Consider the following 20,352-nt stretch of genomic DNA (forward strand, 5'->3'; position numbering starts at 1 on the left):
CCTTCCCGTACGCGCTTCCGGTGACCGGTGCCGTACGCAACGGCGTCCGCCGCAACGTTGCATGCGGCGTGATCGCGTACGTGCGTGACCGCGTACGTCACCTGTGTCAGCCGTGTCTGCCCGCCCCCACTTCCGTGCCCCGGCCGACCCGCTCCAGCGGCGTCCAGCCGGCGGCGTCGCCGCTCTCCAGACGGTGCAGCAAGACGCCCTCCCGCAGCGCCCACGGGCAGATCGTGACCGACTCCAGTCCGAGCAGCTCCATGGTGACGTCCGCGACGACCGCGCCCGCCAGCGACTGCTCGGCGCGGGCGCGCGAGATGCCCGGCAGCTTCGCGCGCTGCGCCGCCGGCATGCTCGCGAGCTGCTTCACCGCGCGCCGCAGGTCGCCCCGTTCCAGGCGGCGCGGCACGAACGGGCCCTCGCACTTGGGCGCGGACCCGCACAGCCGAGCCAGCTGCTCGAAGGTGCGGGAGGTGGCCACCGCCGTACGCGGCGCCTCCCAGCGCACCCGCGCGGCGGGCTCCCGCAGCTGCCGCCGCACCTCGCGGCGTACGGCCTTGATCTGGCGCGGCCGGGGCGGGTCCTGCCCGGCGAAGAACTCACGTGTCACCAGGCCCGCGCCCAGCGGCGCGGACGCCGCGAAGTCCGGCAGGCCGGTACGGCCGAAGGCCACCTCGAGGGAGCCGCCGCCGATGTCCACCAGGGCCAGCGGCCCGGCCTGCCACCCCATCCAGCGGCGTGCGGCCAGAAAGGCCAGTTCGGCCTCCCGCTTCCCGGACAGCACGCGCAGCGGCACCCCGGAGCGGTCGTGCACGGCGTCGAGCACCTCGCGCCGGTTCGGGGCGGCCCGTACGACCGCCGTGGCCACCGCGAACACCTCCTGTGCGCCCCACTCCTGGGCCTCGTCGCGGGCGGCGGCGACCGCCTGGCACACGCGGTCCACCTCACCTGCGGGTATGTGCCCGTCGGCCTTCACACGGCGGGCCAGGCGCAGGCGCCACTTCGCGGTGTGCACCGGAAGCGTCGCCGCTTCCCCGCTGTCCGCGATCTCCAGCCGCACCGTGTGCGAGCCCACATCCACCACAGCAAGTCGCATCCCTCCCCGGTCCCCCACCAGAGTCGTACGGAAACACCCGGCTCCCGGCGACCCGCCCGATTCGGACACGCGTTTCGGAAAATCAGCGCCGTGCAACGTTGCCGGAGAGGGATTCGATTCTGCGCAACGTTGCACGGCGCACCGTGCAAGGGGAGGCTGCGCCGCCTCAGGCCGCGGGCTCGGTCATCCTGCCGCCGATCGTGCCCGTGGCCCTGCTCATCACGGCGTCGATCAGCCCGTACTCCCGGGCCTCCTCCGGCGTGAACCAGCGGTCGCGGTCCGAGTCACGGATGATGTTCTCGACGGGCTGCCCGGAGTGCTGCGCGGTCAGCTCGGCCACCTCCCGCTTCGTCTGCACCAGCTGCTGCGCGTAGATCTTGATGTCCGAGGCGGAGCCGGCGAGTCCGGCGGAGGGCTGGTGCATCAGGATGCGGGTGTGCGGCAGCGCGAAGCGCTTCCCCCGCGTGCCCGACGTCAGCAGGAACTGGCCCATGGAGGCGCAGAACCCCATGGCGATGGTGACGACGTCGTTCTCGATGTAGTTCAGCGTGTCGTACACCGCCATGCCCGCCATGACCGAGCCGCCGGGCGAGTTGATGTAGAGGTAGATGTCGTCGGTCGAGTCGGCGGCCAGCATGAGGAGTTGTGCCGTAACGCGGTTGGCGATGTCGTCGTCGATTTCCTTGCCGAGGAATATGATGCGGTCGTTCAGCAGCCGGTTGAATACCGGGTCGGCGGAGGCGGCGGGCACGGAGTCGCCGTATGCGCGGGGCAGCGTTCGGGCATGGGAAAGCGTCAGGTCGGCCATTGTTCTCCTGCTCCTCCATGAATCCCGGAAAACCGGGTCAGTGTCATTCCGGTCGCGCAGCGGGAGAGTGAACAGCCTTCCCACTCTCACTCTTTGCGAAGCTAACACGCATTCACGGGAACGGAACCGGGAAAGGCTTCTCGTTCGCTGACAGCAGATGGCCCCGAAACACGGCTTGTTGAGCATGGAGAAGCCGGGCGGCGGCCCCTCCTGCCGCGCGCCCGGCCCCACACCGGCTAGCGGAGTCCCGCGGTCGACTCGATCCACTCCCGGTGCGCGGTGACGTCGGTGTAGATGGTCGAGTTGCCGCCGCCGCAGGTCGGGCTGTTAGCCCCGGCGCGGCTTGTGGCTCCGGCGAGCCGCCACTCGCCGCCGGCCCGCACGAGCAGCGGGCCGCCGGAGTCGCCGTAGCAGGCGGTGGCCTGCGAAGTGCTGTAGACGCACAGCTCGTTGGACGGGTCGAAGCCGCCCGAGCACATGCTGTCCGGGTTGATGCGGGTGTCGAGCTCCTTGAGCTGCTCCGAGCCCTGGTCACAGCCCCGCTGCGGGCAGGTCTGGCCCCAGCCGAGCAGCCGTACGTCGCTGCCCTGCGCGGGCGAGGCGTCGGCGATGGCGACGGGCGTCCCGGCCACCGGCCGGCTCAGCTGCACCAGGGCGACGTCGTAACTGCCGGGCAGCCCGCGGTACGAGGGGTGCGGGATGAGCCGGGCGCTGGTGGCGAGGGTGCCGCCGCTGGAGCGGTTCGGGGAGCCGATCCGCACGTTGAGCCGCGACTGGCCCTGGACGCAGTGCGCCGCGGTGACCAGCCACTGGTCGCTGATCAGCGAGGCGCCGCACCCGTGCCGCCCGCCGACCTGGAGCGACGAGGTGTACGGGTAGGGCTCGGAGGCCGGACGGCCGCCCACGATCTTCGTGCCGGGCGCCCCGGCGGGCGCTCCGGCCGGCGGCCGGTCGGCGGAAGGCCGGTCGGCGGAAGGCTTCTCTGCCGACCGGTGTACGTCCGGCGGTGGCGCCGCCTGCGCGGCGGGGGCCACCAGCACGGCCGCGGCCGCGACCAGTCCGGTGAGGGTCGCGCCTATCCAGGCACGCATTCTGGTACGTGATCTCATGCCGTATTTCCCTCCTTGAGGGAGAGGGGTGGGGGTGTTCCGGCCCGGCGGTACTCGGCCCGGCCGGAAACCCCACTATGAACGGCCGCCGGACGCGCCGGGGCATGCCGGACCGGCATAACAACCGGCTATGCCCGCGGGCGTTATGGAAAACTCCCCGGACAATCGCGCTGACATTGCGGACACTTGGCGCGGTGACGCTCGAAACGGCCGGTGTACGGGGTGGGTGGCGGACGTATTCCGGGCACGGGTAATACGGCCGCGCTATTGCCGGTTGGCATCATCCCGGAGCGCCGGCCGCAGCCATATCCGGGCGCCGGACAGCCGGACAGCCGGGCCGCCGGACCGCCGAGCGCGGGGGCGGGCACGTACGCGCGCGGGTGGCGGGCCCCCGCGCCGACGGCACCGGCACCGGCACCGGCACCGGCACCGGCACCGGCGTACGCGATCACCCGCCGGCCAGTCCCAACCGGTCATCTTGCGGCAGGTGTTGGCCGGATCAGGAGATCAACTCGCCCCCGACAGCCCGTATTCGTAAGATTTTCGGTCCGTCGGTTGCACGAATCGGTCCCGCCACACGCTGTATGGGGCAGAGAGCGCACCACCGCGGTCTCCGAGGCGCCATCGGGGAGGTGCCTGCCGCACACCCGAGGGGAAATCCCACGTCCCGATGACCAGCCATGAACTCGCCAGAGACCTGCTGATCGCCGCGGTGTCCGTACGCGTCCTCGGCAGGGACGCGCTGGCACTGCTGCGCCGTGCCGCCGCCGCGGGCGTACGCGTCGGCGTGAACGAACTGCACGACCCTGCCCGACGAAGCCGAGGGGGGAGAAGGTGAAGCGGCCCGACCGCACCGGTGTGCTCCCTATGACAGAACTCGAACTCCCCGCCGACTTCCGCGCGTTCCACGAGCACTACCGCAGGAAGTACCTAGCCTGGGCGGAGCTGTATCTGCGCAACCGCCGCGACGCCGAGGAGGCCGTGGACGCGGCCTTCGAAGAGATCTATCTGAAGTGGGACAAGCTGCTACGGCACGAGAACCCCACCGCGTACGCCTGGCTGATCGCCAAGCATCGCACCAAGGACTACGAACGGGCCCGCCGGGGCAGGGAGTCCACGATCGACTGCGCCGCCTTCGAGACCCGTGCGGTGCGGCACGCCGTCGACCCGATCGGCGAACTCGAGGTCAGCCTCGCCCTCTACGAAGCCATCCGCGCGCTGCCCGAACGGCAGCACGACGTCATCGTCATGCAGTTCTGCCTGGGCTACGGCACGTCGGAGACCGCCGACCTGCTGGGCATCACCCCGGCGGGCGTCCGCTCCACGGCCCGCTATGCCAAGCACCGGCTGCGGGAAGCACTCGGCCTGGACCACGAGGACCACGACGACAACGAGGAGTCAGCCGATGACCGCGCCCATTGACCGCGCGCTGGCCAAGGCCCGTGTCGAGCGCCGCCCGTACGGCAGTGCCGACGTCGAGCGGGCCGAGCAGCGCATCAAGGCGCGGATCGCCCGCCGTATGTGGGACGGCGCGCTGTCGTTCGACGACCAGATGCAGCCGGCGCGGGACGCGGCCGTACGGGCCGCCGAACGCGACTCGCTGCCGCAGCGTTCCTTCCACCGGCTGCTGCGGGTGCTGTGCGAGACGGTGCTGGGCAGGGACCTGCACAAGCTGCACACGTTCCTCGCCCAGCGGCTTCCCGAGCCCGAGGGCGCCCTCGTCCTGGGGTGTGTGCTGCGGCTGGCGAACCGGGAGGACAGCGCGCGCTTCTGGTGGCAGTTCGCCGCGGGTGCCGGTGACGTGGCGGCGGCCTGCTGCCTCTATCTGCACCACATGGCGCTCGGCGAGGGCCGCGAGGCCGACCTGTGGCACTGCCAGGCGGGGCTGGAGGAGCACGTACGGATCAGCACGGAGCACGCGGACGGCCGCGACCTGCTCGCGGGGCTGCGGCTCCTGGACGTGCTGCGGGGCGACGACCCGCGGTTCTCGCCGGCGGCGACGGCGGTGCTGGCGTACGTGCCGGCGGCGATCGGTTTCGTGGACGACATGGAACTGCCGCTCCCAGACCCGGACTTCACCGACCGGATAGAGGAGCTGACGGCCGTGCTGTGAGGCGGGACGTACGTACGTGTCCGCGCGTACGTACATGCGGCGGCGGCCGCGGCCGCGGTGCTGCTCCGCGGGCGTACGGGCAGGCTTACGGAAGCGACACCGTACGGGAGGGACGCCACCCCAGGCGGGTGAGCGCCGCAGACGGAGGGCGGCGGGCGCAAGTGGCGCGCGCTACGCGTCCGTTGCCTCCGCCCGGTCCCTCGCGCCCTCCCGGTCCGGCGCCTCACGCCCTTCCGTCGCGTCCGGCGCCTCCCGTCCCGCCGTGCCGTCCGGAGTGTCCTGCGGCGTCACCCGCATCTCCCCGTCCGCGCCCGCCCGCACCCGCAGGTGTACGGGCTCGCCGCCGGAGGGGCGTACGCGCAGGACGGCGTCGGCGACCGGTGCGGCGAGCACCGTACGGACCGTACGGCGCAGGCCGCGGGCGCCGTACACCGGATCGAAGCCGCGCTCGGCCAGCAGCGCCGTCACCGACGCGTCCGCGTCCAGCCGTACGGAGCGGCGGCTGAGCCGCTGCCGCAGCAGCTCGATCTCCAGGGCCGCGATCCGTTCGGCGGTGGCGGTGTCGAGCTCCGTGAACACCGCTGTTTCGTCAATGCGGTTGAGGAACTCCGTGTCGAAGAAGCCGCGCAGCGCCGCCGTCAGCACGTCCTTGTTGCCCTTGGCGGCGAGCCGTGCGGTGAGCGCGCCGGAGCGCGCGCCGAGCCGGTCGGCCGCCCGCCGCCAGCGGGCGTCGCGGCGGCGGGCGAGTTCGGCGCTGCCGAGGTTGGAGGTGAGGAAGACGAAGCTGTTGCGGAACGAGATGGTCTGCTGCCCGTTGGCGAGCCGCAGCGTGCCGTTGTCGAGGACGTGCAGCAGGGCGCGCAGCACCGTAGGGTGCGCTTTTTCGACCTCGTCGAAGAGGACGATGCCCGGCCGGTACGGGTCGCCCTCCACGGTGGTCCGGTCGAAGACGGTGAACGCCTCCTTGCTGCCCGCGTAGCCGGGCGGCGCGCCCGTGAACGAGGCGGCGTAGTGCTCCTGTGCCAGGGAGTTCATGTCCACGCGGCACAAGTCGTCCGGGCCAGAGCGCAGTTCGGCGGCCACCTGCCGGACGAGTTCCGTCTTGCCGACCCCGGTGGGGCCGACCAGCAGCAGGTTGGCGAGCGGCCGCTGCGGGTCGGTGGCGCCGGCGGTGGCCAGGACGACGGCGCGTACGACTGCGGCGACCGCGGGCTCCTGGCCGAGCACACGGGACCGCAGGCGCCCGGACAGCCGCTCCGGGTCGAAGCCGCCGGGCGTCGGCTGCTCCGGGCCGCCCGGGCCGTCCGAAGCGCCCGTACCGTCGGGAGCACCCGGAGCGTCCGGGTGTACGTCGCCCGGGGCCGCGGGCTCGTCGCCGTTCCTGCGCCGGTTCTGGTCGTGGTACATGTCGGTCAGGTACGGCACGGCGGCTTCCCTCCGGTGTCGGTTCCAGCGGGCCCGCGGAACGGGCCCCGCACATCGGTCACTGCACATCAACTGCGGCGCATCGGGCGCCGCGCATCACGTGCCGCGCATCGCGTACTGCGCATCGCCGCCTGCCGCGCGTGCCGGCGGCGGTGTCGCGCCGCCGGCACGCCGGTGTCAGGCCTGCAGCGTCTCCTCCACGGGCAGCGTGCCGACCCGGCAGTCCGCGACGCCTACGGTGTTCCGGGTGATCGACTCCACGTTCTCCCGCGCCTTCTCGGCGTCGGTGACCCAGAGCTTGTAGAAGTCGAAGGGGCACTCCGCCATGCCCTTGTCGCCGTCACCTGCCGCGTGCACCCCGGAGTAGCCCCGGTGCAGCAGCTTGAACAGGTGGTTCTGCGACTGGTCGTGCTCGCGGGCGTCCCGGATCGAGGCGAGGGACAGCTGCGCGAACTGGATGCCGTACTCCTCCTCGCCGGTCTCCCCGAGCGTGCGGCCGTCGAAGCCGATGACCGCGGAGTGGCCGAAGTAGGAGTAGACGCCGTCGAATCCGGCGGCGTTGGCGACCGCGACGTAGCAGTTGTTCGCCCACGCCATGGCCTTGGCCATGAGCACCTGCTGGTCCTTGGCCGGGTACATGTAGCCCTGGCAGCGGACGATCAGCTCGGCGCCCTTCATCGCGCAGTCGCGCCAGATCTCCGGGTAGTTGCCGTCGTCGCAGATGATCAGCGACATCTTCATGCCCTTGGGGCCGTCGGTGACGTACGTCGTGTCGCCGGGGTACCAGCCCTCGATCGGGCACCAGGGCAGGATCTTGCGGTACTTCTGAACGATGTCGCCCTGGTCGTTGATCAGCACCAGGGTGTTGTACGGGGGCTTGTGCGGGTGGTCCTCGTGCTGCTCGCCGGTGATCGAGAAGACGCCCCAGGTGCCGGCCTCGCGGCAGGCGGCGGAGAATATCTGCGTCTCCTCGCCGGGGATGACGGCGGCGGTCGCGTACATCTCCTCGGGGTCGTACATGATCCCCTGCGTCGAGTACTCGGGGAACACCACCAGGTCCATGCCGGGCAGCCCGGTCTTCATGCCCACCACCATGTCGGCGATCTTGCGGGCGTTCTCCAGCACCTCGGCCTTGGTGTGCAGCCGGGGCATCTTGTAGTTCACGACCGCGACGCCGACGGTGTCGGGGCTCGCGGAGATGTCACCGTGTCGCATTGCGTACTCCTTGGATTCGGGCGGGAACTGCTGTGGTGCGGGAGTGGGGTGAATCCGGGCGGTCCGGGGCGGAGTTCGGGGGCGCTGCCGTGCTCAGGTGGCAGCGGGCGCGGCGGGCGCCGACGCCCGTACGGGGGTGCGTCCGCGGCCGGCGAGCAGCGCGGCCAGCGCGACGAGGAGCACCCCGACGACGGCGGCGATCAGGGCCAGCCCGCCGTCGGACCGGTAGCCGCCGGTCATCGCCAGGAAGGCGGGCAGGGTGCAGGTGGGCAGGGCCAGCAGGGTCGTCGTCCAGCCGGTGAACCTGGTCAACCGGGCGATGCCAAGGCCGAGTACGAGGAAGAACAGCGACCACAGCAGCGACCAGCAGAGCCAGATGACGCCGAACACCGGGTCGCCGTCGCGCCAGAACGACAGTCCCGCGTAGACAAGTGCGGCACCTGCGACGAAGAAGGAGAACCAGCCGACGCCCTCCGGCTCCAGCCCGGCGAGGTTGGAGATCCCGACGTAGAGATACGTGAAGCCGAAGAGGTACAGCCCGGAGGCGGCGAGGATCGCGTCGCCGTCGCTGCCCGCCTGGATGATCAGGACGGTCGGGGTGACGCACTGCAGGGCCCCGACGAACAGGTTGAGCGGGGCGGCTGCCCGTGTGGGCACTTTCCCCAGCAGCATCAGCCCGTTGATCAACAGCACCGCACCGACGTAGAGCAGACCGACGTTGGCCATGAGATGCCTCCGTTTCCACTACTGCTCACCAGGTGGAATAATTTCAAGTGAAAGTAAGTGTCCAGGGTCCGGCCCGTCAAGGGGTCTTGCCGAACGCTCCGCGCAGCCGTACGCGGAGCAGCCGTCGGCCACCGCAGGGTGAGCGAAGCGGCGGAGGGGGATCCCGGGGAGCCGCTACAGCCGGGTGATGACGTCGAAGTCGTATCCGTCGGCCACCGCGAGGTGCACCCGCTGGCTGGCCTGCTGACCGCGGAACTCCACCGTCCCGCGCGGCCCGTGGTATGCGACGCCGTCGACCGCCGCGTTCAGCTCGGGCAGCTCCGCGCTGCCGGCGCGGCGGGCCAGCCCGGCGAGCGCGTGCAGGCCCTCGTAGCAGGACTCGGCCGCGTTGTTCAGGGTGGGCGCGCCCGCGCCGTGCAGCCCGACGTAGCGGCCGATCAGGTCCATGGCGTCGGCGTTGACCAGCGAACGGAAGTACGCCGCCGACACGAACAGGTTCCGGGTCCCCGCACACCCGCTGGCCAGCAGCATGTTCTCCTCCATCAGCGGGCTGTAGCGCAGCAGCCGCTCGTGCAGCCCGCGGCCGCCGAACCGCCGGTTGAACTCCACCGCGTCCTGCCCGACCAGCAGCATCAGCACGCCGTCGCAGTCGGCCACCTCGACCTGCCGGATCAGCCGGTCCATGTCGCCCGCGCCGAGCCCGACGAACGCCTCCCCCGCGATCCGCAGGTCCAGCTCGTGCGCGAACCTCCGTACGGCGGCGGTCGACACGTGCGGCCACACGTAGTCGTCGCCGACCACGAACCAGCGCCGTACGCCGAGGTTGTCCCGCAGCCAGCGCAGCGCGGGCTCGATCTGCACACGGGGCGTCTCGCCGGTGCAGAAGATGCCCGGCCTGCGCTCGCCGCCCTCGTACAGCGACGTGTACGCGTACGGGACGCGGTCCGCGACGACGGGCGCCAGCGCGTTCCGTACGGAGGAGATGTGCCAGCCGCTGACGGCGTCCACCCGGCCGGACTCGACGAGCGCGGCGAGTTCGGCCGCGACCAGCGCGGGGTCGGCGCCGCCGTCCAGGACCTGGAGGGTCACCTCGCGGCCGAGCACGCCGCCCTCGCGGTTCAGCTCGTGCGCGGCGAGTTGGGCGATCGCCTCACAGGACGGCCCGAACAGCCCGGCCGGGCCCTGCAGGGGGATCACCATCGCCACGCGCCAGGGGTCCTGGCGGCACTGCGCAACGCCGAAGGTCATGAGCGACTCCGCGCGGCCGGCGCATCGAGGCCGACGAGTCTCCGCGTAGTTGACTTACTTTCATTTGGAAGTCTTACAATTGGCCAGAGGTTCCGCAAGAGGGAGGACAGCGGCCCATGCCTGACCGCACCGCGGCGGAGCCGCTCACACTCGCAGTGACCAGAGCGGCCCGTGCGGTCACCGCCAGGGTGGAACTGCTGCTCAAAGCCGAGGGGTTCTCGCTCGACCAGTGGCTGGTGGTCGAGGCGCTCGCGGGACGGCACGGCCTCGCCATGCTCGACCTGGCGGCAGAGACGATGACCACCGGACCCACGCTGACCAGGGTCGTCGACCGACTCGTGGCCAACGCGGTCGTCTACCGCGAGGTCGACCAGCACGACCGGCGCAAGGTCCGCGTCTACCTCAGCACGCGCGGCCGCGCGGCGTACCGGCGGATCGCCGCCCGCATCGACGCCGTGGAACGCGAACTGCTCGACCGCACCGGCGACCCCGACGCGACCCTGGCCCTGCTCGGCAAGCTGGCGGCACAGAGCGGCCCGGCCGCGCAGCGGGACGAGCGGGACGAGCGCGGCGAGCGGGACGAGCGCGGCGAGCGGGACGAGCGCGGCGAGCGGGACGAGCGCGGCGGCCTCCCGACGGGAGCCGACTAGCGCGGGCGCCTGCCTGCGGCGGCCGTGGACCGGCGGCGGCCGTCAGACGTTCAGCCCGTCCAGGTCCTCGAGCTCCTCCGGGTCGTCGATCAGATCCAGGTCCGGCGGCACCAGCGTCGTCGACTCCACCAGCCCCTTGAGCAGGTTGTGCAGCAGGTTGTTGTCACACGGCCCGCCCGCCTCGCGGTCCTGCAGCAGCGGCTGCGGAAAGCCCCCGTCGCTGAGGCGGCGCCGTACGGCCACGATCCTGTGCTCGATCCGGCGCTCGCCCCAGCCGCTGCCCTCCCGGAGGTAGCTCAGCTGCTCGGCGGCCTGGCGGTACGAGAGCGGCCGGGGCGCCTCCTCGTACCGCAGGTACCGCTGCCCCAGCACGACCAGCAGCAGCCGTTCGTCCTCGTCCAGTGGCCAGCGCTTCGGCGGCAGCGTGTCGGCGCGCCGCCGCGGTACGAGAGGCTGCTGGTCGTGGCTCGTCACGTACAGCTCGACAAGGTGCTCCCGGTGCCCGGACCCCTGCACGAACAGCGGCGTGTAGCCCGCCGCCAGCGGCACCGGCTCGGTGCTGGTGTGCATCAGCCTGCCGCGCGGCAGCCGTACGAGCTGCTGCCCGGTGTTCCGCAGCCACCACTGGCGCCTGCTGTACGTGAGTTCGCCGTGCCGGCGGCTCACCCGCAGGTCGTCCTCGCCCACGCACAGATCGACGTCCGGCTCGTCACCGCGCCCGAACCGTACGGTGCGCCCCGCACTCGGCGGGACCCGGATGTCGCCCGCGACGGAACGGGCGTGCAGCGTGCCGGGGCTGGCGGCGGCGACACCGCGCGCCAGGCTGTCCGAACTGTTCACCGCGACCTCCTTGATGACATACGGGCGCGCCGCCCCCTCGTACCCACAGAGTGCCGCACCACGTCTGGGACCCCTCACGGCCCTCTCTGGGCTCGCCTCGGCTCGGCTCGCTCGTTCCTCGCTCACCGCGGTGGGGGCAGGGCCTTGGCGGCCTCGCGGGCGATGTCGCCGCCCATGCGGCACAGTTCGGCGGTGGGGCGCGAGCCGCCGATGACGAGGTACAGCATCTCGATCGCCACCTGGCCGTTCTGATCCGCGTACGTGCGGTACACCACCCGTACCAGGCACGTCTCGTCGCCCTCGCCGTCCGGCTCGACGAACGCGCGGTACCCGCTGAACCGGTTGGGCGCGCCGTCCTCCGCGCTCAGCGGCGGGCCGCGGTCGAAGCGCACGTCGAGGTACAGGTCGCTGGTGGTGCTCTCCCGGTCGCAGTCCCAGCCGCCGAAGCCCACGTCGGGATCGCCCGCGTCGATGCCCGGCACGATCTCCAGCGCGCGCGGGCCGATCAGCGCGCACGTGTCCTGGTGAGCGATCGACGCGGCGGGGAGGGGCGGTGAACGGCGGGGCAGCCTGCCCTTGTTCAGCGTCCGTACGGCGCTGTCCGTGGCCACGTCGGCCATGTCGCACACGGGCGCGCGGCCGGACTCCGTCTGCTCCGCGCTGACGGTGATGAAGTTGTCCGTGTCGCCGGACAGCAGCAGCGTACGTTCGCACTCGCCGCCCTCCGGCGGGTCCTCGACGACGCTGACGCGGCCCACGGACCGGTCCGGGTCGGCGAGTTCGGGTGCCGGGCCGGCGTTGAGGTCGACGGTGACGTCCACCCCGTTGTCCTCGCCGAGGTCCACCAGGACGTCGCAGCGGTCGAAGTTGCCGTAGTCCCGGTCGAGTTCGGTCTCACCGAAGCGGCCGAGCGCGGCGGGCTCGGTCAGCGCGCACGGGTCGGCCGTACGGGCGTCGCCGATGACCGGCGACACCTTCGCCGTATCAGGGCCCCGGTGCGGCGGCGACTTGCCGTCCGGCCTGCCGCCCCCGCCCCCGTCCCCGTCCCCGGAGAGGAGCGGGGTCAGCGGGAGCGCGACGGCCAGTGCGAGGACGGCCGCCGCCGTACCGGCCAGCAGCGGCCGGTGCCGTACGAGCGTCCGCGCGCCGCCCCACCTGCGCAGCGCGTCACCCGCGGCGCCGACGGCCGGGATTCGGGCGGCGAGCGCGCCCGGGTCGAGGGCGGGGGCGGTGTCCGTCGGGGGCGGCGTCGAACAGCCGCTTGCCGCTGGCCACGTCCACCACCGAGGCGGTGCGTACGGGTCCCAGCGCCCCCGGCGTATTGACCGCACTCGGCGACGACGGCAAGGACGGCGGCCCCTCCACGGGGGGCGCCGACAACGCGCCGCCGCCCCCCACCGCCACCGGCCTCGCGGACTCCCTGCGGCCGCTGCTCAAGGACCCCGCGCTGGGACCCGTACGCACCGCCTCGGTGGTGGACGTGGCCAGCGGCAAGCGGCTGTTCGACGCCGCCCCCGACCGCGCGGTCACGCCCGCCTCCACCGTCAAACTGGCCACGGCGATCGCGGCCCTGTCCGCACGCGGCGCGGACCACCGGATCGCGACCCGGGCCGTACGGGGGGAGGGCGACCGCGTCGTACTGGTCGGCGGCGGCGACCCGACGATGACCGCGGAGGACCTGGACAAGCTGGCGAAGGCGACGGCGAAGGCGCTCACCGGGGACAAGGACAAGTCCAAGAGCGAGTCCGGGCCCAAGGTCTCGCTCGGCTACGACACCTCCCTCTACTCCGGCCCCGTACGGCACGGCATCGGCCCGAACGAGAACCTCGCCCCCGTCACCCCGCTCATGGTCAACGAGGCCCGGCTGAACGACACCAGCCGCGGCCCCGCCCCGCGCTCCGCCGACCCGGCGCGCGACGCCGCCGACGCGTTCGCGGAGAGCCTGTCGGACGCGGGCGTCGACGTCTCCGGCAAGCCCGCCGAGACCAAGGCGCCGAAGAAGGCGGACCGGCTGGCCGTCCACCACTCGGCACCCATGTCCGCCCTGGTCGAGCGGATGCTGACGCACAGCGACAACGACATCGGCGAGGCACTCGCCCGGCAGACCGCCGTCGCCGACGGCGCGCCGGTCAGCTTCGCCGGTGCGGGCGACGCCGTACGCAAGCGCCTCGCGAAGCTCGGACTGCGTACGAAGGGCACGCACATCACCGACGGCAGCGGCCTCGACCGCGCCGGCAAGGTCCCGGCGGAGCTGCTCACGCGCATCCTCGTACTGGCCGCCGACCCGGAACGCCCCAAGCTGCGCTCGGTGCTGACCGGCCTCCCCATCGCGGGCTTCTCCGGCACGCTCGACAGCCGGTACGCGGACGCGGCGCGCGGCGCCGGCCTCGTACGCGCCAAGACGGGCACCCTGACCGGCGTCAACACGCTGGCGGGCAGCGTCGTGGACGCGGACGGGCGGCTGCTCGTGTTCGCGTTCATGACCACCGGTACGACCGACCGGCAGGGCGCGCAGAAGGCCCTCGACAAGCTGGCGTCGTCCCTCGCGAACTGCGGCTGCCGCTGACTCCGCTCCGCCTCACACGTCCCGCGCGCCCCGCCCCCGTACGGTCGCGTCAGACGGTCCGCTCCCGTCCGCACGCCGTGGCACGTACCGTGAAGTCATGACGAGCCTCGGTGGTGTGGAGATGGTCGACTGGAATCTCGCGGTCGCGACCGCGACCCGACTTGTGCGGCCGGGCCCCGAAGTGAGCCGGGACGAGGCGCGTGAGGTCGTCGCGGAGCTACGGCGGCACGCGAAGCTGTCGGAGGAGCACGTCCGCTCCTTCACCCGGCTCGAGCCGACCCGGGTCGACGACGCTTCCCCTACCTTCGGCGGGGAGACCCCACCCCCTGTCCTGGTCGTGGACCGGGCGGGCTGGGTCAAGGCGAACGTCGCCGGATTCCGCGAGCTGCTGTCCCCGCTGCTGGGCAAGATGCGCGAGCGGCGCGCCGGCATGCCGGGCGGCGCGGTGCTGGGCGCGGTCGGCGGCAAGGTGACGGGCGTCGAGGTCGGCATGCTGCTGTCGTTCCTGGCCTCGCGCGTGCTCGGGCAGTACGAGACGTTTGCCCCGGCGACCCGCGAGCTGCCCGCCGCGGCGGACGGCGGCGGCCGGCTGCTGCTGGTCGCGCCGAACATCGTGCACGTGGAGCGCGAGCTCGACGTCGCACCGCACGACTTCCGGCTCTGGGTGTGCCTCCACGAGGAGACGCACCGTACCCAGTTCACGGCCGTCCCATGGCTGCGGGACCACATCCGGGGCGAAATCCAGTCGTTCCTCCAGGAGACGGACGTCGACCCGTCCACGCTGCTGGAGCGGCTGCGCGAGGCCGCCCAGTCGCTGACCGGCGCCAGGCCGGCCGGCGAGGAGGGCGAGGAGGCGAGCGACCGCAGCTTCGTCGAGCTGGTCCAGACGCCCGCCCAGCGCGAGATCCTGAACCGCCTCACCGCCGTGATGTCCCTCCTCGAGGGCCACGCGGACTACGTGATGGACGGCGTCGGCCCGGAGGTGGTGCCGACCGTGGCGGAGATCCGCGAGAAGTTCCAGAAGCGCCGGGCCAGCGGCGCCGGCCGGCTCGACCAGGCGCTGCGCAAGCTGCTGGGCCTGGACGCGAAGCTGCGGCAGTACCGGGACGGCGAGCGGTTCGTACGCGCCGTGGTCGACGAGGTCGGCATGGACGGTTTCAACCGGGTCTGGACGTCGCCGAACACGCTGCCCACCAAGGCGGAGATCAGCAAGCCCGCGGACTGGATCGCGAGGGTGCACCGGAAGGCGGGCTGATGACGACTGGAAACCTCTCCAATCACCCATCCGAGGGACCGTGAGCGACGGGTCAGCGTGCGATGCTCAGGGACGCAACCCGTCTCTGTCACCATCGACACACTCAGCGTGACCAACCCTCTCCCCGAGGAAGTGAATCGGATATGGGTCCCCATCCCGCGGTCGCCGCGATACGCCTGGCGGTCCGCCGCGTTCTGCACGACATCCTCAATGACCACCGCGCGCTTCCCGCGCCGTCCGGACCTCCTCTCACGCTCGTGGCCTGCTCCGGCGGCGCCGACTCGATGGCGCTCGCCTCCGCCCTCGCCTTCGAGGCCCCCCGCCTCGGCGTCCGCGCCGGCGGGATCACCGTCGACCACGGTCTGCAGCCCGGCTCCGCCGACCGCGCCCTCGACGTCACCGCCCGGCTCACCGCCCTCCGGCTCGACCCGGTCGACTGCGTCACCGTGTCCGTGGGCCGCGGCGGCGGCCCCGAGGCGGCCGCCCGCGACGCGCGCTACGCCGCCCTGGACGCCGCCGCGGAGCGGCACGGCGCGGCGGCCGTTCTGCTCGGGCACACCCGTGACGACCAAGCCGAAACCGTTCTTCTCGGCCTCGCGCGCGGCTCCGGCACCCGCTCGCTGTCCGGCATGGCGGCCATCTCCGGGGCGCACGGCCGCTACCGCCGCCCCTTCCTCGCCGTCGACCGCCAGACCACCCGCAGGGCCTGCATGGTGCAGTCCCTCCCGGTCTGGGACGACCCGCACAACGCCGACCCCGCCTACACCCGCTCCCGGGTCCGGCACGAGGCGCTGCCGATGCTGGAGAAGGCGCTCGGCAAGGGCGTCGTCGAGGCCCTCGCCCGTACCGCCCAGCTCTCCCGCGACGACGCGGACGCCCTGGACGCCTGGACCGACGAGGCCGAACGCTCCGTACGCGCCGACCCCGCGCTCCCCGGCGAGCTCGACATCGCCCGCCTCTACTCCCTGCCGCCCGCCGTGAGACGGCGTGTGCTGCGCCGTACGGCCATCGCCGCCGGAGCGCCCGCCGGATCCCTCTTCGCCCGGCACATCGAGGAGATGGACCGGCTGATCACCGCCTGGCGCGGGCAGCAGGCAATCAATCTGCCCGGCCGAGTGGAAGCCCTCAGGCGGGGTGGCAGACTGGTCGTCCGGCAGAGCTGACAGCGTCGGCGGACCGACTTCGAGCGAGAGCGGCACGGGTGGACGAGAAAGACATGGGCACCGACCTGGAGTCGGTGCTCATCACCAAGGAAGAGATCGACGCCAAACTGGCCGAGCTGGCCGCGAAGATCGACGCCGAGTACGCGGGGAAGGACCTGCTCCTCGTCGGCGTGCTCAAGGGCGCGGTCATGGTGATGGCGGACCTCGCACGGAGCCTGTCGAGCGCGGTCACGATGGACTGGATGGCGGTGTCCTCGTACGGCGCCGGAACGCAGTCGTCCGGAGTGGTGCGGATCCTCAAGGACCTGGACACGGACATCAAGGGGCGGCACGTACTGATCGTCGAGGACATCATCGACTCCGGTCTGACGCTGTCCTGGCTGCTGTCCAACCTGGGCTCCCGCGAGCCCGCCTCGCTGAACGTCTGCACGCTGCTGCGCAAGCCGGACGCCGCCAAGGTGGCGATCGACGTGAAGTGGGTGGGCTTCGACATCCCCAGCGAGTTCGTGATCGGTTACGGTCTGGACTACGCGGAGAAATACCGGAACCTGCCGTTCGTGGGGACGCTCGCACCGCACGTGTACGGCGGCTGAACGTTTCCACGCGGTTCGGCCCCGTTCGCGGGGAGCGTACGGACAGCTTTCCGGCATCCGGGAACGGTTTCGCCCGCCCCGCCGTTGGACGAGGCGAGGGCGGAGCGGTTGACCGTCCTCGGCGGCGCCGGGTGACAATGCTGGGGTACCGTCCGAGGGTCAGGCTTTTTCAACTCACTGTGGCAGGAGGGACGGGGCGTACTTCGCCTCGTGTGGATGGACGTGAAGCGATACTTCCGTGGGCCGGTCATGTGGATCGTGCTGGCCGTCCTCGCCGTGGTCGTGTTGATGCAGGTCGTGGGCTCTTCCGAGGGTCACAAGACGGTGGACACCGGCCAGGTGGCCCAGGCGATCAACGATGACAAGGTCAAGTCCGCGCAGCTCACGACGGGCGACGAGCAGATCGTCAAGCTCGAGCTGAAGGACGGCGTCAAGGTCGAGGACAGCGACAAGATCAAGGCGAGTTACATCGGCGACCAGGGCGTCGATCTCGCGAAGACGCTCCAGAGCAAATACGAGAACAAGCAAATCCCCGACGGCTACACGGTGTCGCCGTCGAAGCAGAACCCGTTCGTCGGGATGCTGCTCTCCCTGCTGCCGTTCGTCCTGATCATCGTCGTCTTCCTGTTCCTGATGAACCAGATGCAGGGCGGCGGCTCCCGAGTGATGAACTTCGGGAAGTCGAAGGCGAAGCTGATCACCAAGGACACCCCGAAGACGACCTTCGCGGACGTCGCGGGCGCCGACGAGGCGTGCGAGGAGCTCGAGGAGATCAAGGAGTTCCTGCAGGAGCCCGCGAAGTTCCAGGCGGTCGGCGCCAAGATCCCGAAGGGCGTCCTGCTCTACGGCCCGCCCGGCACCGGCAAGACGCTGCTGGCGCGCGCCGTCGCGGGCGAGGCGGGCGTCCCGTTCTACTCGATCTCCGGCTCCGACTTCGTCGAGATGTTCGTCGGTGTCGGTGCCTCCCGGGTCCGCGACCTGTTCGAGCAGGCCAAGCAGAACGCTCCCGCGATCGTCTTCGTCGACGAGATCGACGCCGTCGGCCGCCACCGCGGCGCCGGCATGGGCGGCGGTCACGACGAGCGCGAGCAGACGCTGAACCAGCTGCTGGTCGAGATGGACGGCTTCGACGTCAAGGGCGGCGTCATCCTGATCGCCGCCACCAACCGCCCGGACATCCTGGACCCGGCGCTGCTGCGGCCCGGCCGCTTCGACCGCCAGGTCGCGGTGGACCGCCCGGACATGCAGGGCCGGCTGGAGATCCTCAAGGTTCACCAGAAGGGCAAGCCGGTCGCGGAGGACGTCGACCTCGGCGCAGTCGCCAGGCGTACGCCCGGCTTCACGGGCGCCGACCTGAGCAACGTGCTCAACGAGGCCGCGCTGCTCACCGCGCGCAGCGACAGGAAGCTGATCGACAACCACTACCTCGACGAGGCGATCGACCGGGTCGTGGCAGGTCCGCAGAAGCGGACCAGGATCATGTCCGACAAGGAGAAGAAGATCACCGCGTACCACGAGGGCGGACACGCCCTGGTCGCGGCGGCCTCGCCGAACTCGGATCCGGTCCACAAGATCACGATCCTCTCCAGAGGCCGTGCCCTCGGGTACACCATGGTCCTGCCGGACGAGGACAAGTACTCCACGACGCGCAACGAGATGCTCGACCAGCTCGCGTACGCGATGGGCGGGCGCGCGGCGGAGGAGCTCGTCTTCCACGACCCGACCACCGGTGCGTCGAACGACATCGAGAAGGCCACCGCGACGGCCCGTGCCATGGTCACGCAGTACGGCATGACCGAGCGGCTGGGCGCGATCAAGTTCGGCTCCGACAGCTCCGAGCCGTTCCTCGGCAAGGAGATGGGCCACCAGCGCGACTACTCCGAGGAGGTCGCCGGGCTGGTGGACGAGGAGGTCAAGAAGCTGATCGAGACGGCGCACAACGAGGCCTGGGAAATCCTGGTGGAAAACCGGGACGTGCTGGACAACCTCGTGCTGGAGCTGCTCGAGAAGGAGACCCTCGGCAAGGAGGAGATCGCCGAGATCTTCTCCACGGTGGTCAAGCGTCCGCCGCGGCCGGCCTGGACCGGTTCCTCGCGCCGTACGCCCTCCACCCGGCCTCCGGTCTCGGTCCCCGCGGCCGCTCTGACCAACGGCTCCACGCCCACGCCGGAGAAGGGCAAGGAGATCGGTCCGACGGACCCGGTGAGCGACAAGATCGAGCTGGCGGAGGAGCCCCGACCGGAGGGCTGACGCCCCGGGCCCCAGGCCCGTGCAGTGTCGCTGCACACAGTGTGGAATTCCGGCCGCGCCCCACAGGTTCTAGCCTGTGGGGCGCGACCTATGTGGCGTGCATGTGCGTCTGAGGAACGAGGAACTGATGACCGACCCGGTGACGGTGGACGTTGAGGGCTCCATAGCCGAGTTCGACGAGAAGCGGGCCGAGAACGCGGTCCGCGAGCTGCTGCTCGCCGTCGGTGAGGACCCCGACCGTGAGGGGCTGCGTGAGACGCCGGCGCGGGTGGCGCGGGCGTACCGCGAGCTCTTCGCCGGCCTGCGGCAGCGTCCGGAGGACGTGCTGACCACGACGTTCGACCTGGGCCACGACGAGATGGTCCTGGTCAAGGACATCGAGGTGGTCAGCCAGTGCGAGCATCACCTGCTGCCGTTCCACGGTGTGGCGCACGTCGGCTATATCCCCGCGGCCACCGGGAAGATCACGGGGCTGTCGAAACTGGCCAGGCTGGTCGAGGTGTTCGCGCGCCGCCCGCAGGTGCAGGAGCGGCTGACGACGCAGGTCGCCGACTCGCTGCTGAAGATCCTCGAACCGCGCGGCGTGATCGTGGTCATCGAGTGCGAGCACATGTGCATGTCGCTGCGCGGCGTCCGCAAGCCCGGCGCCAAGACCCTGACCTCGGCCGTACGCGGTCAGCTGCGGGACGCCACCACGCGGGCCGAGGCCATGAGCCTGATCATGGCGCGCTGAGCCGGGCCGTCGACAGCGCGTAGAGGTAGTCGACGAGGGTGATCAGCACCTCCTTGCTGGACTCCCGTGAGCGCGCGTCGCAGTGGACCAGCGGGATGTCGTCGGGCAGGTCCAGGGCCTCCCGTATCTGCGCGGTGGTGTGGTGCTGCCCGCCGAAGTCGTTGCTGGCGACGATGAACGGCGTGCCGTGGTGCTCCAGCCGGTCGATCGCGTACCAGGAGTCGGCGAGCCGGCGGGTGTCGACGAGAACGACCGCGCCGAGGGTCCCGCTGAAGAGGCGGTCCCACAGGAACCAGAAGCGTTCCTGGCCGGGGGCGCCGAACAGGTAGAGCACCGCGCGTTCGTTGAGGGTGATCCGGCCGAAGTCGAACGCGATGGTCGTGGTGGTCTTGTCCGCGACCGCGCTGGGGTCGTCGACGCCCTCGCCGGCCTGGGTCATCGTCTCTTCGGTGTTGAGCGGCCGGATGTCGCTGACGGAGCGCACCATCGTGGTCTTGCCGACACCGAAGCCGCCCACGATCACGATCTTGAGGCCGTTGGTGGCGGAGCTGCTCAGCGGCGC

The 20,352-nt window shown here is 71.4% G+C and carries 20 protein-coding genes; 10 read left to right on the top strand and 10 right to left on the bottom strand.

Going from position 1 to position 20,352, the window contains the following annotated elements; all coding sequences use genetic code 11:
• Positions 1 to 106 precede the first annotated feature (106 nt).
• The 3 genes from DVA86_RS26500 to DVA86_RS26510 form a co-directional block, all read right to left on the bottom strand.
• A complete protein-coding gene (locus DVA86_RS26500; RefSeq protein WP_208882020.1) occupies positions 107 to 1,096 on the bottom strand; it encodes a Ppx/GppA family phosphatase in 990 nt (329 codons plus the stop codon).
• Positions 1,097 to 1,262: 166 nt separating this feature from the next.
• Complete coding sequence (locus DVA86_RS26505; protein WP_208882021.1) at positions 1,263 to 1,904, bottom strand: ATP-dependent Clp protease proteolytic subunit; 642 nt, start codon at positions 1,902 to 1,904, stop codon at positions 1,263 to 1,265.
• Between the two features lie 236 nt (positions 1,905 to 2,140).
• Positions 2,141 to 3,013 carry a S1 family peptidase gene (locus DVA86_RS26510; protein WP_222623368.1) on the bottom strand — a complete coding sequence of 291 codons (873 nt, stop codon included), beginning with the start codon at positions 3,011 to 3,013 and terminating at the stop codon, positions 2,141 to 2,143.
• A 670-nt stretch (positions 3,014 to 3,683) separates the two neighbouring features.
• Here DVA86_RS26510 and DVA86_RS26515 point away from each other — a divergent pair.
• The 3 genes from DVA86_RS26515 to DVA86_RS26525 are packed head-to-tail and all read left to right on the top strand — an operon-like array spanning position 3,684 to position 5,126.
• Positions 3,684 to 3,851 carry a hypothetical protein gene (locus DVA86_RS26515; RefSeq protein WP_208882023.1) on the top strand — a complete coding sequence of 56 codons (168 nt, stop codon included), beginning with the start codon at positions 3,684 to 3,686 and terminating at the stop codon, positions 3,849 to 3,851.
• A gap of 29 nt (positions 3,852 to 3,880) precedes the next feature.
• A complete protein-coding gene (locus DVA86_RS26520) occupies positions 3,881 to 4,435 on the top strand; it encodes an RNA polymerase sigma factor (protein WP_208882025.1) in 555 nt (184 codons plus the stop codon).
• On the top strand, positions 4,419 to 5,126 hold the full coding sequence (locus DVA86_RS26525; RefSeq protein ID WP_208882027.1) for a hypothetical protein: 708 nt from the start codon (positions 4,419 to 4,421) through the stop codon (positions 5,124 to 5,126). Before DVA86_RS26520 ends, DVA86_RS26525 begins: the two co-directional genes overlap by 17 nt.
• A gap of 171 nt (positions 5,127 to 5,297) precedes the next feature.
• On the opposite strand, the gene DVA86_RS26530 is transcribed toward DVA86_RS26525, so the two are convergent.
• From DVA86_RS26530 to DVA86_RS26545, 4 genes are all read right to left on the bottom strand, one after another.
• Positions 5,298 to 6,551, bottom strand: a complete 1,254-nt coding sequence (locus DVA86_RS26530; RefSeq protein ID WP_222623369.1) for an AAA family ATPase — start codon at positions 6,549 to 6,551, stop codon at positions 5,298 to 5,300.
• Between the two features lie 177 nt (positions 6,552 to 6,728).
• A complete protein-coding gene (locus DVA86_RS26535) occupies positions 6,729 to 7,766 on the bottom strand; it encodes an aliphatic amidase (protein ID WP_208882029.1) in 1,038 nt (345 codons plus the stop codon).
• Positions 7,767 to 7,859: 93 nt separating this feature from the next.
• The gene (locus tag DVA86_RS26540) at positions 7,860 to 8,492 is read right to left on the bottom strand and encodes an AmiS/UreI family transporter (protein ID WP_208882031.1); all 633 of its coding nucleotides are present in this window, start codon (positions 8,490 to 8,492) and stop codon (positions 7,860 to 7,862) included.
• Between the two features lie 174 nt (positions 8,493 to 8,666).
• The gene (locus DVA86_RS26545) at positions 8,667 to 9,740 is read right to left on the bottom strand and encodes a substrate-binding domain-containing protein (protein ID WP_222623370.1); all 1,074 of its coding nucleotides are present in this window, start codon (positions 9,738 to 9,740) and stop codon (positions 8,667 to 8,669) included.
• A 116-nt stretch (positions 9,741 to 9,856) separates the two neighbouring features.
• Between DVA86_RS26545 and DVA86_RS26550 the strand changes: the two genes are divergently transcribed.
• A complete protein-coding gene (locus tag DVA86_RS26550) occupies positions 9,857 to 10,390 on the top strand; it encodes a MarR family winged helix-turn-helix transcriptional regulator (protein ID WP_208882033.1) in 534 nt (177 codons plus the stop codon).
• 42 nt (positions 10,391 to 10,432) lie between these two features.
• Here DVA86_RS26550 and DVA86_RS26555 read toward each other — a convergent pair whose 3' ends face one another.
• On the bottom strand, positions 10,433 to 11,230 hold the full coding sequence (locus DVA86_RS26555) for an FHA domain-containing protein (protein ID WP_208882035.1): 798 nt from the start codon (positions 11,228 to 11,230) through the stop codon (positions 10,433 to 10,435).
• A gap of 122 nt (positions 11,231 to 11,352) precedes the next feature.
• On the bottom strand, positions 11,353 to 12,204 hold the full coding sequence (locus DVA86_RS26560) for a hypothetical protein (protein ID WP_208882037.1): 852 nt from the start codon (positions 12,202 to 12,204) through the stop codon (positions 11,353 to 11,355).
• A gap of 110 nt (positions 12,205 to 12,314) precedes the next feature.
• Here DVA86_RS26560 and dacB point away from each other — a divergent pair, with 110 nt between their 5' ends.
• The 6 genes from dacB (at position 12,315) to folE (ending at position 19,790) form a co-directional block, all read left to right on the top strand.
• A complete protein-coding gene (dacB, locus tag DVA86_RS26565) occupies positions 12,315 to 13,796 on the top strand; it encodes a D-alanyl-D-alanine carboxypeptidase/D-alanyl-D-alanine endopeptidase (protein WP_208882038.1) in 1,482 nt (493 codons plus the stop codon).
• 97 nt (positions 13,797 to 13,893) lie between these two features.
• A complete protein-coding gene (locus DVA86_RS26570; protein ID WP_208882040.1) occupies positions 13,894 to 15,051 on the top strand; it encodes a zinc-dependent metalloprotease in 1,158 nt (385 codons plus the stop codon).
• 143 nt (positions 15,052 to 15,194) lie between these two features.
• Positions 15,195 to 16,214, top strand: coding sequence for a tRNA lysidine(34) synthetase TilS (tilS, locus tag DVA86_RS26575; RefSeq protein WP_208882042.1), 1,020 nt, complete (start codon positions 15,195 to 15,197; stop codon positions 16,212 to 16,214).
• Positions 16,215 to 16,267: 53 nt separating this feature from the next.
• A complete protein-coding gene (gene hpt, locus DVA86_RS26580) occupies positions 16,268 to 16,807 on the top strand; it encodes a hypoxanthine phosphoribosyltransferase (protein ID WP_208885208.1) in 540 nt (179 codons plus the stop codon).
• A gap of 216 nt (positions 16,808 to 17,023) precedes the next feature.
• The gene (ftsH, locus tag DVA86_RS26585; protein ID WP_208882043.1) at positions 17,024 to 19,057 is read left to right on the top strand and encodes an ATP-dependent zinc metalloprotease FtsH; all 2,034 of its coding nucleotides are present in this window, start codon (positions 17,024 to 17,026) and stop codon (positions 19,055 to 19,057) included.
• A gap of 127 nt (positions 19,058 to 19,184) precedes the next feature.
• On the top strand, positions 19,185 to 19,790 hold the full coding sequence (gene folE / locus DVA86_RS26590; RefSeq protein ID WP_208882045.1) for a GTP cyclohydrolase I FolE: 606 nt from the start codon (positions 19,185 to 19,187) through the stop codon (positions 19,788 to 19,790).
• Here folE and DVA86_RS26595 read toward each other — a convergent pair.
• Positions 19,777 to 20,346: a GTP-binding protein gene (locus DVA86_RS26595; RefSeq protein ID WP_208885209.1), complete on the bottom strand. Its 570-nt coding sequence runs from the start codon at positions 20,344 to 20,346 to the stop codon at positions 19,777 to 19,779. The two genes, folE and DVA86_RS26595, sit on opposite strands and share 14 nt — an antisense overlap.
• Positions 20,347 to 20,352 lie beyond the last annotated feature (6 nt).

This window comes from Streptomyces armeniacus (genome assembly GCF_003355155.1).
GTDB classification, from domain to species: Bacteria; Actinomycetota; Actinomycetes; order Streptomycetales; family Streptomycetaceae; genus Streptomyces; species Streptomyces armeniacus.

Coding starts and splice junctions, on each gene's coding strand:
- DVA86_RS26500 (WP_208882020.1), bottom strand. CDS start 1,096: ATGCGACTTGCTGTGGTGGATGTGGGCTCGCACACGGTGCGGCTGGAG.
- DVA86_RS26505 (WP_208882021.1), bottom strand. CDS start 1,904: ATGGCCGACCTGACGCTTTCCCATGCCCGAACGCTGCCCCGCGCATAC.
- DVA86_RS26510 (WP_222623368.1), bottom strand. CDS start 3,013: ATGAGATCACGTACCAGAATGCGTGCCTGGATAGGCGCGACCCTCACC.
- DVA86_RS26515 (WP_208882023.1), top strand. CDS start 3,684: ATGACCAGCCATGAACTCGCCAGAGACCTGCTGATCGCCGCGGTGTCC.
- DVA86_RS26520 (WP_208882025.1), top strand. CDS start 3,881: ATGACAGAACTCGAACTCCCCGCCGACTTCCGCGCGTTCCACGAGCAC.
- DVA86_RS26525 (WP_208882027.1), top strand. CDS start 4,419: ATGACCGCGCCCATTGACCGCGCGCTGGCCAAGGCCCGTGTCGAGCGC.
- DVA86_RS26535 (WP_208882029.1), bottom strand. CDS start 7,766: ATGCGACACGGTGACATCTCCGCGAGCCCCGACACCGTCGGCGTCGCG.
- DVA86_RS26540 (WP_208882031.1), bottom strand. CDS start 8,492: ATGGCCAACGTCGGTCTGCTCTACGTCGGTGCGGTGCTGTTGATCAAC.
- DVA86_RS26545 (WP_222623370.1), bottom strand. CDS start 9,740: ATGACCTTCGGCGTTGCGCAGTGCCGCCAGGACCCCTGGCGCGTGGCG.
- DVA86_RS26550 (WP_208882033.1), top strand. CDS start 9,857: ATGCCTGACCGCACCGCGGCGGAGCCGCTCACACTCGCAGTGACCAGA.
- DVA86_RS26570 (WP_208882040.1), top strand. CDS start 13,894: ATGACGAGCCTCGGTGGTGTGGAGATGGTCGACTGGAATCTCGCGGTC.
- tilS (WP_208882042.1), top strand. CDS start 15,195: ATGGGTCCCCATCCCGCGGTCGCCGCGATACGCCTGGCGGTCCGCCGC.
- hpt (WP_208885208.1), top strand. CDS start 16,268: ATGGGCACCGACCTGGAGTCGGTGCTCATCACCAAGGAAGAGATCGAC.
- ftsH (WP_208882043.1), top strand. CDS start 17,024: ATGGACGTGAAGCGATACTTCCGTGGGCCGGTCATGTGGATCGTGCTG.
- folE (WP_208882045.1), top strand. CDS start 19,185: ATGACCGACCCGGTGACGGTGGACGTTGAGGGCTCCATAGCCGAGTTC.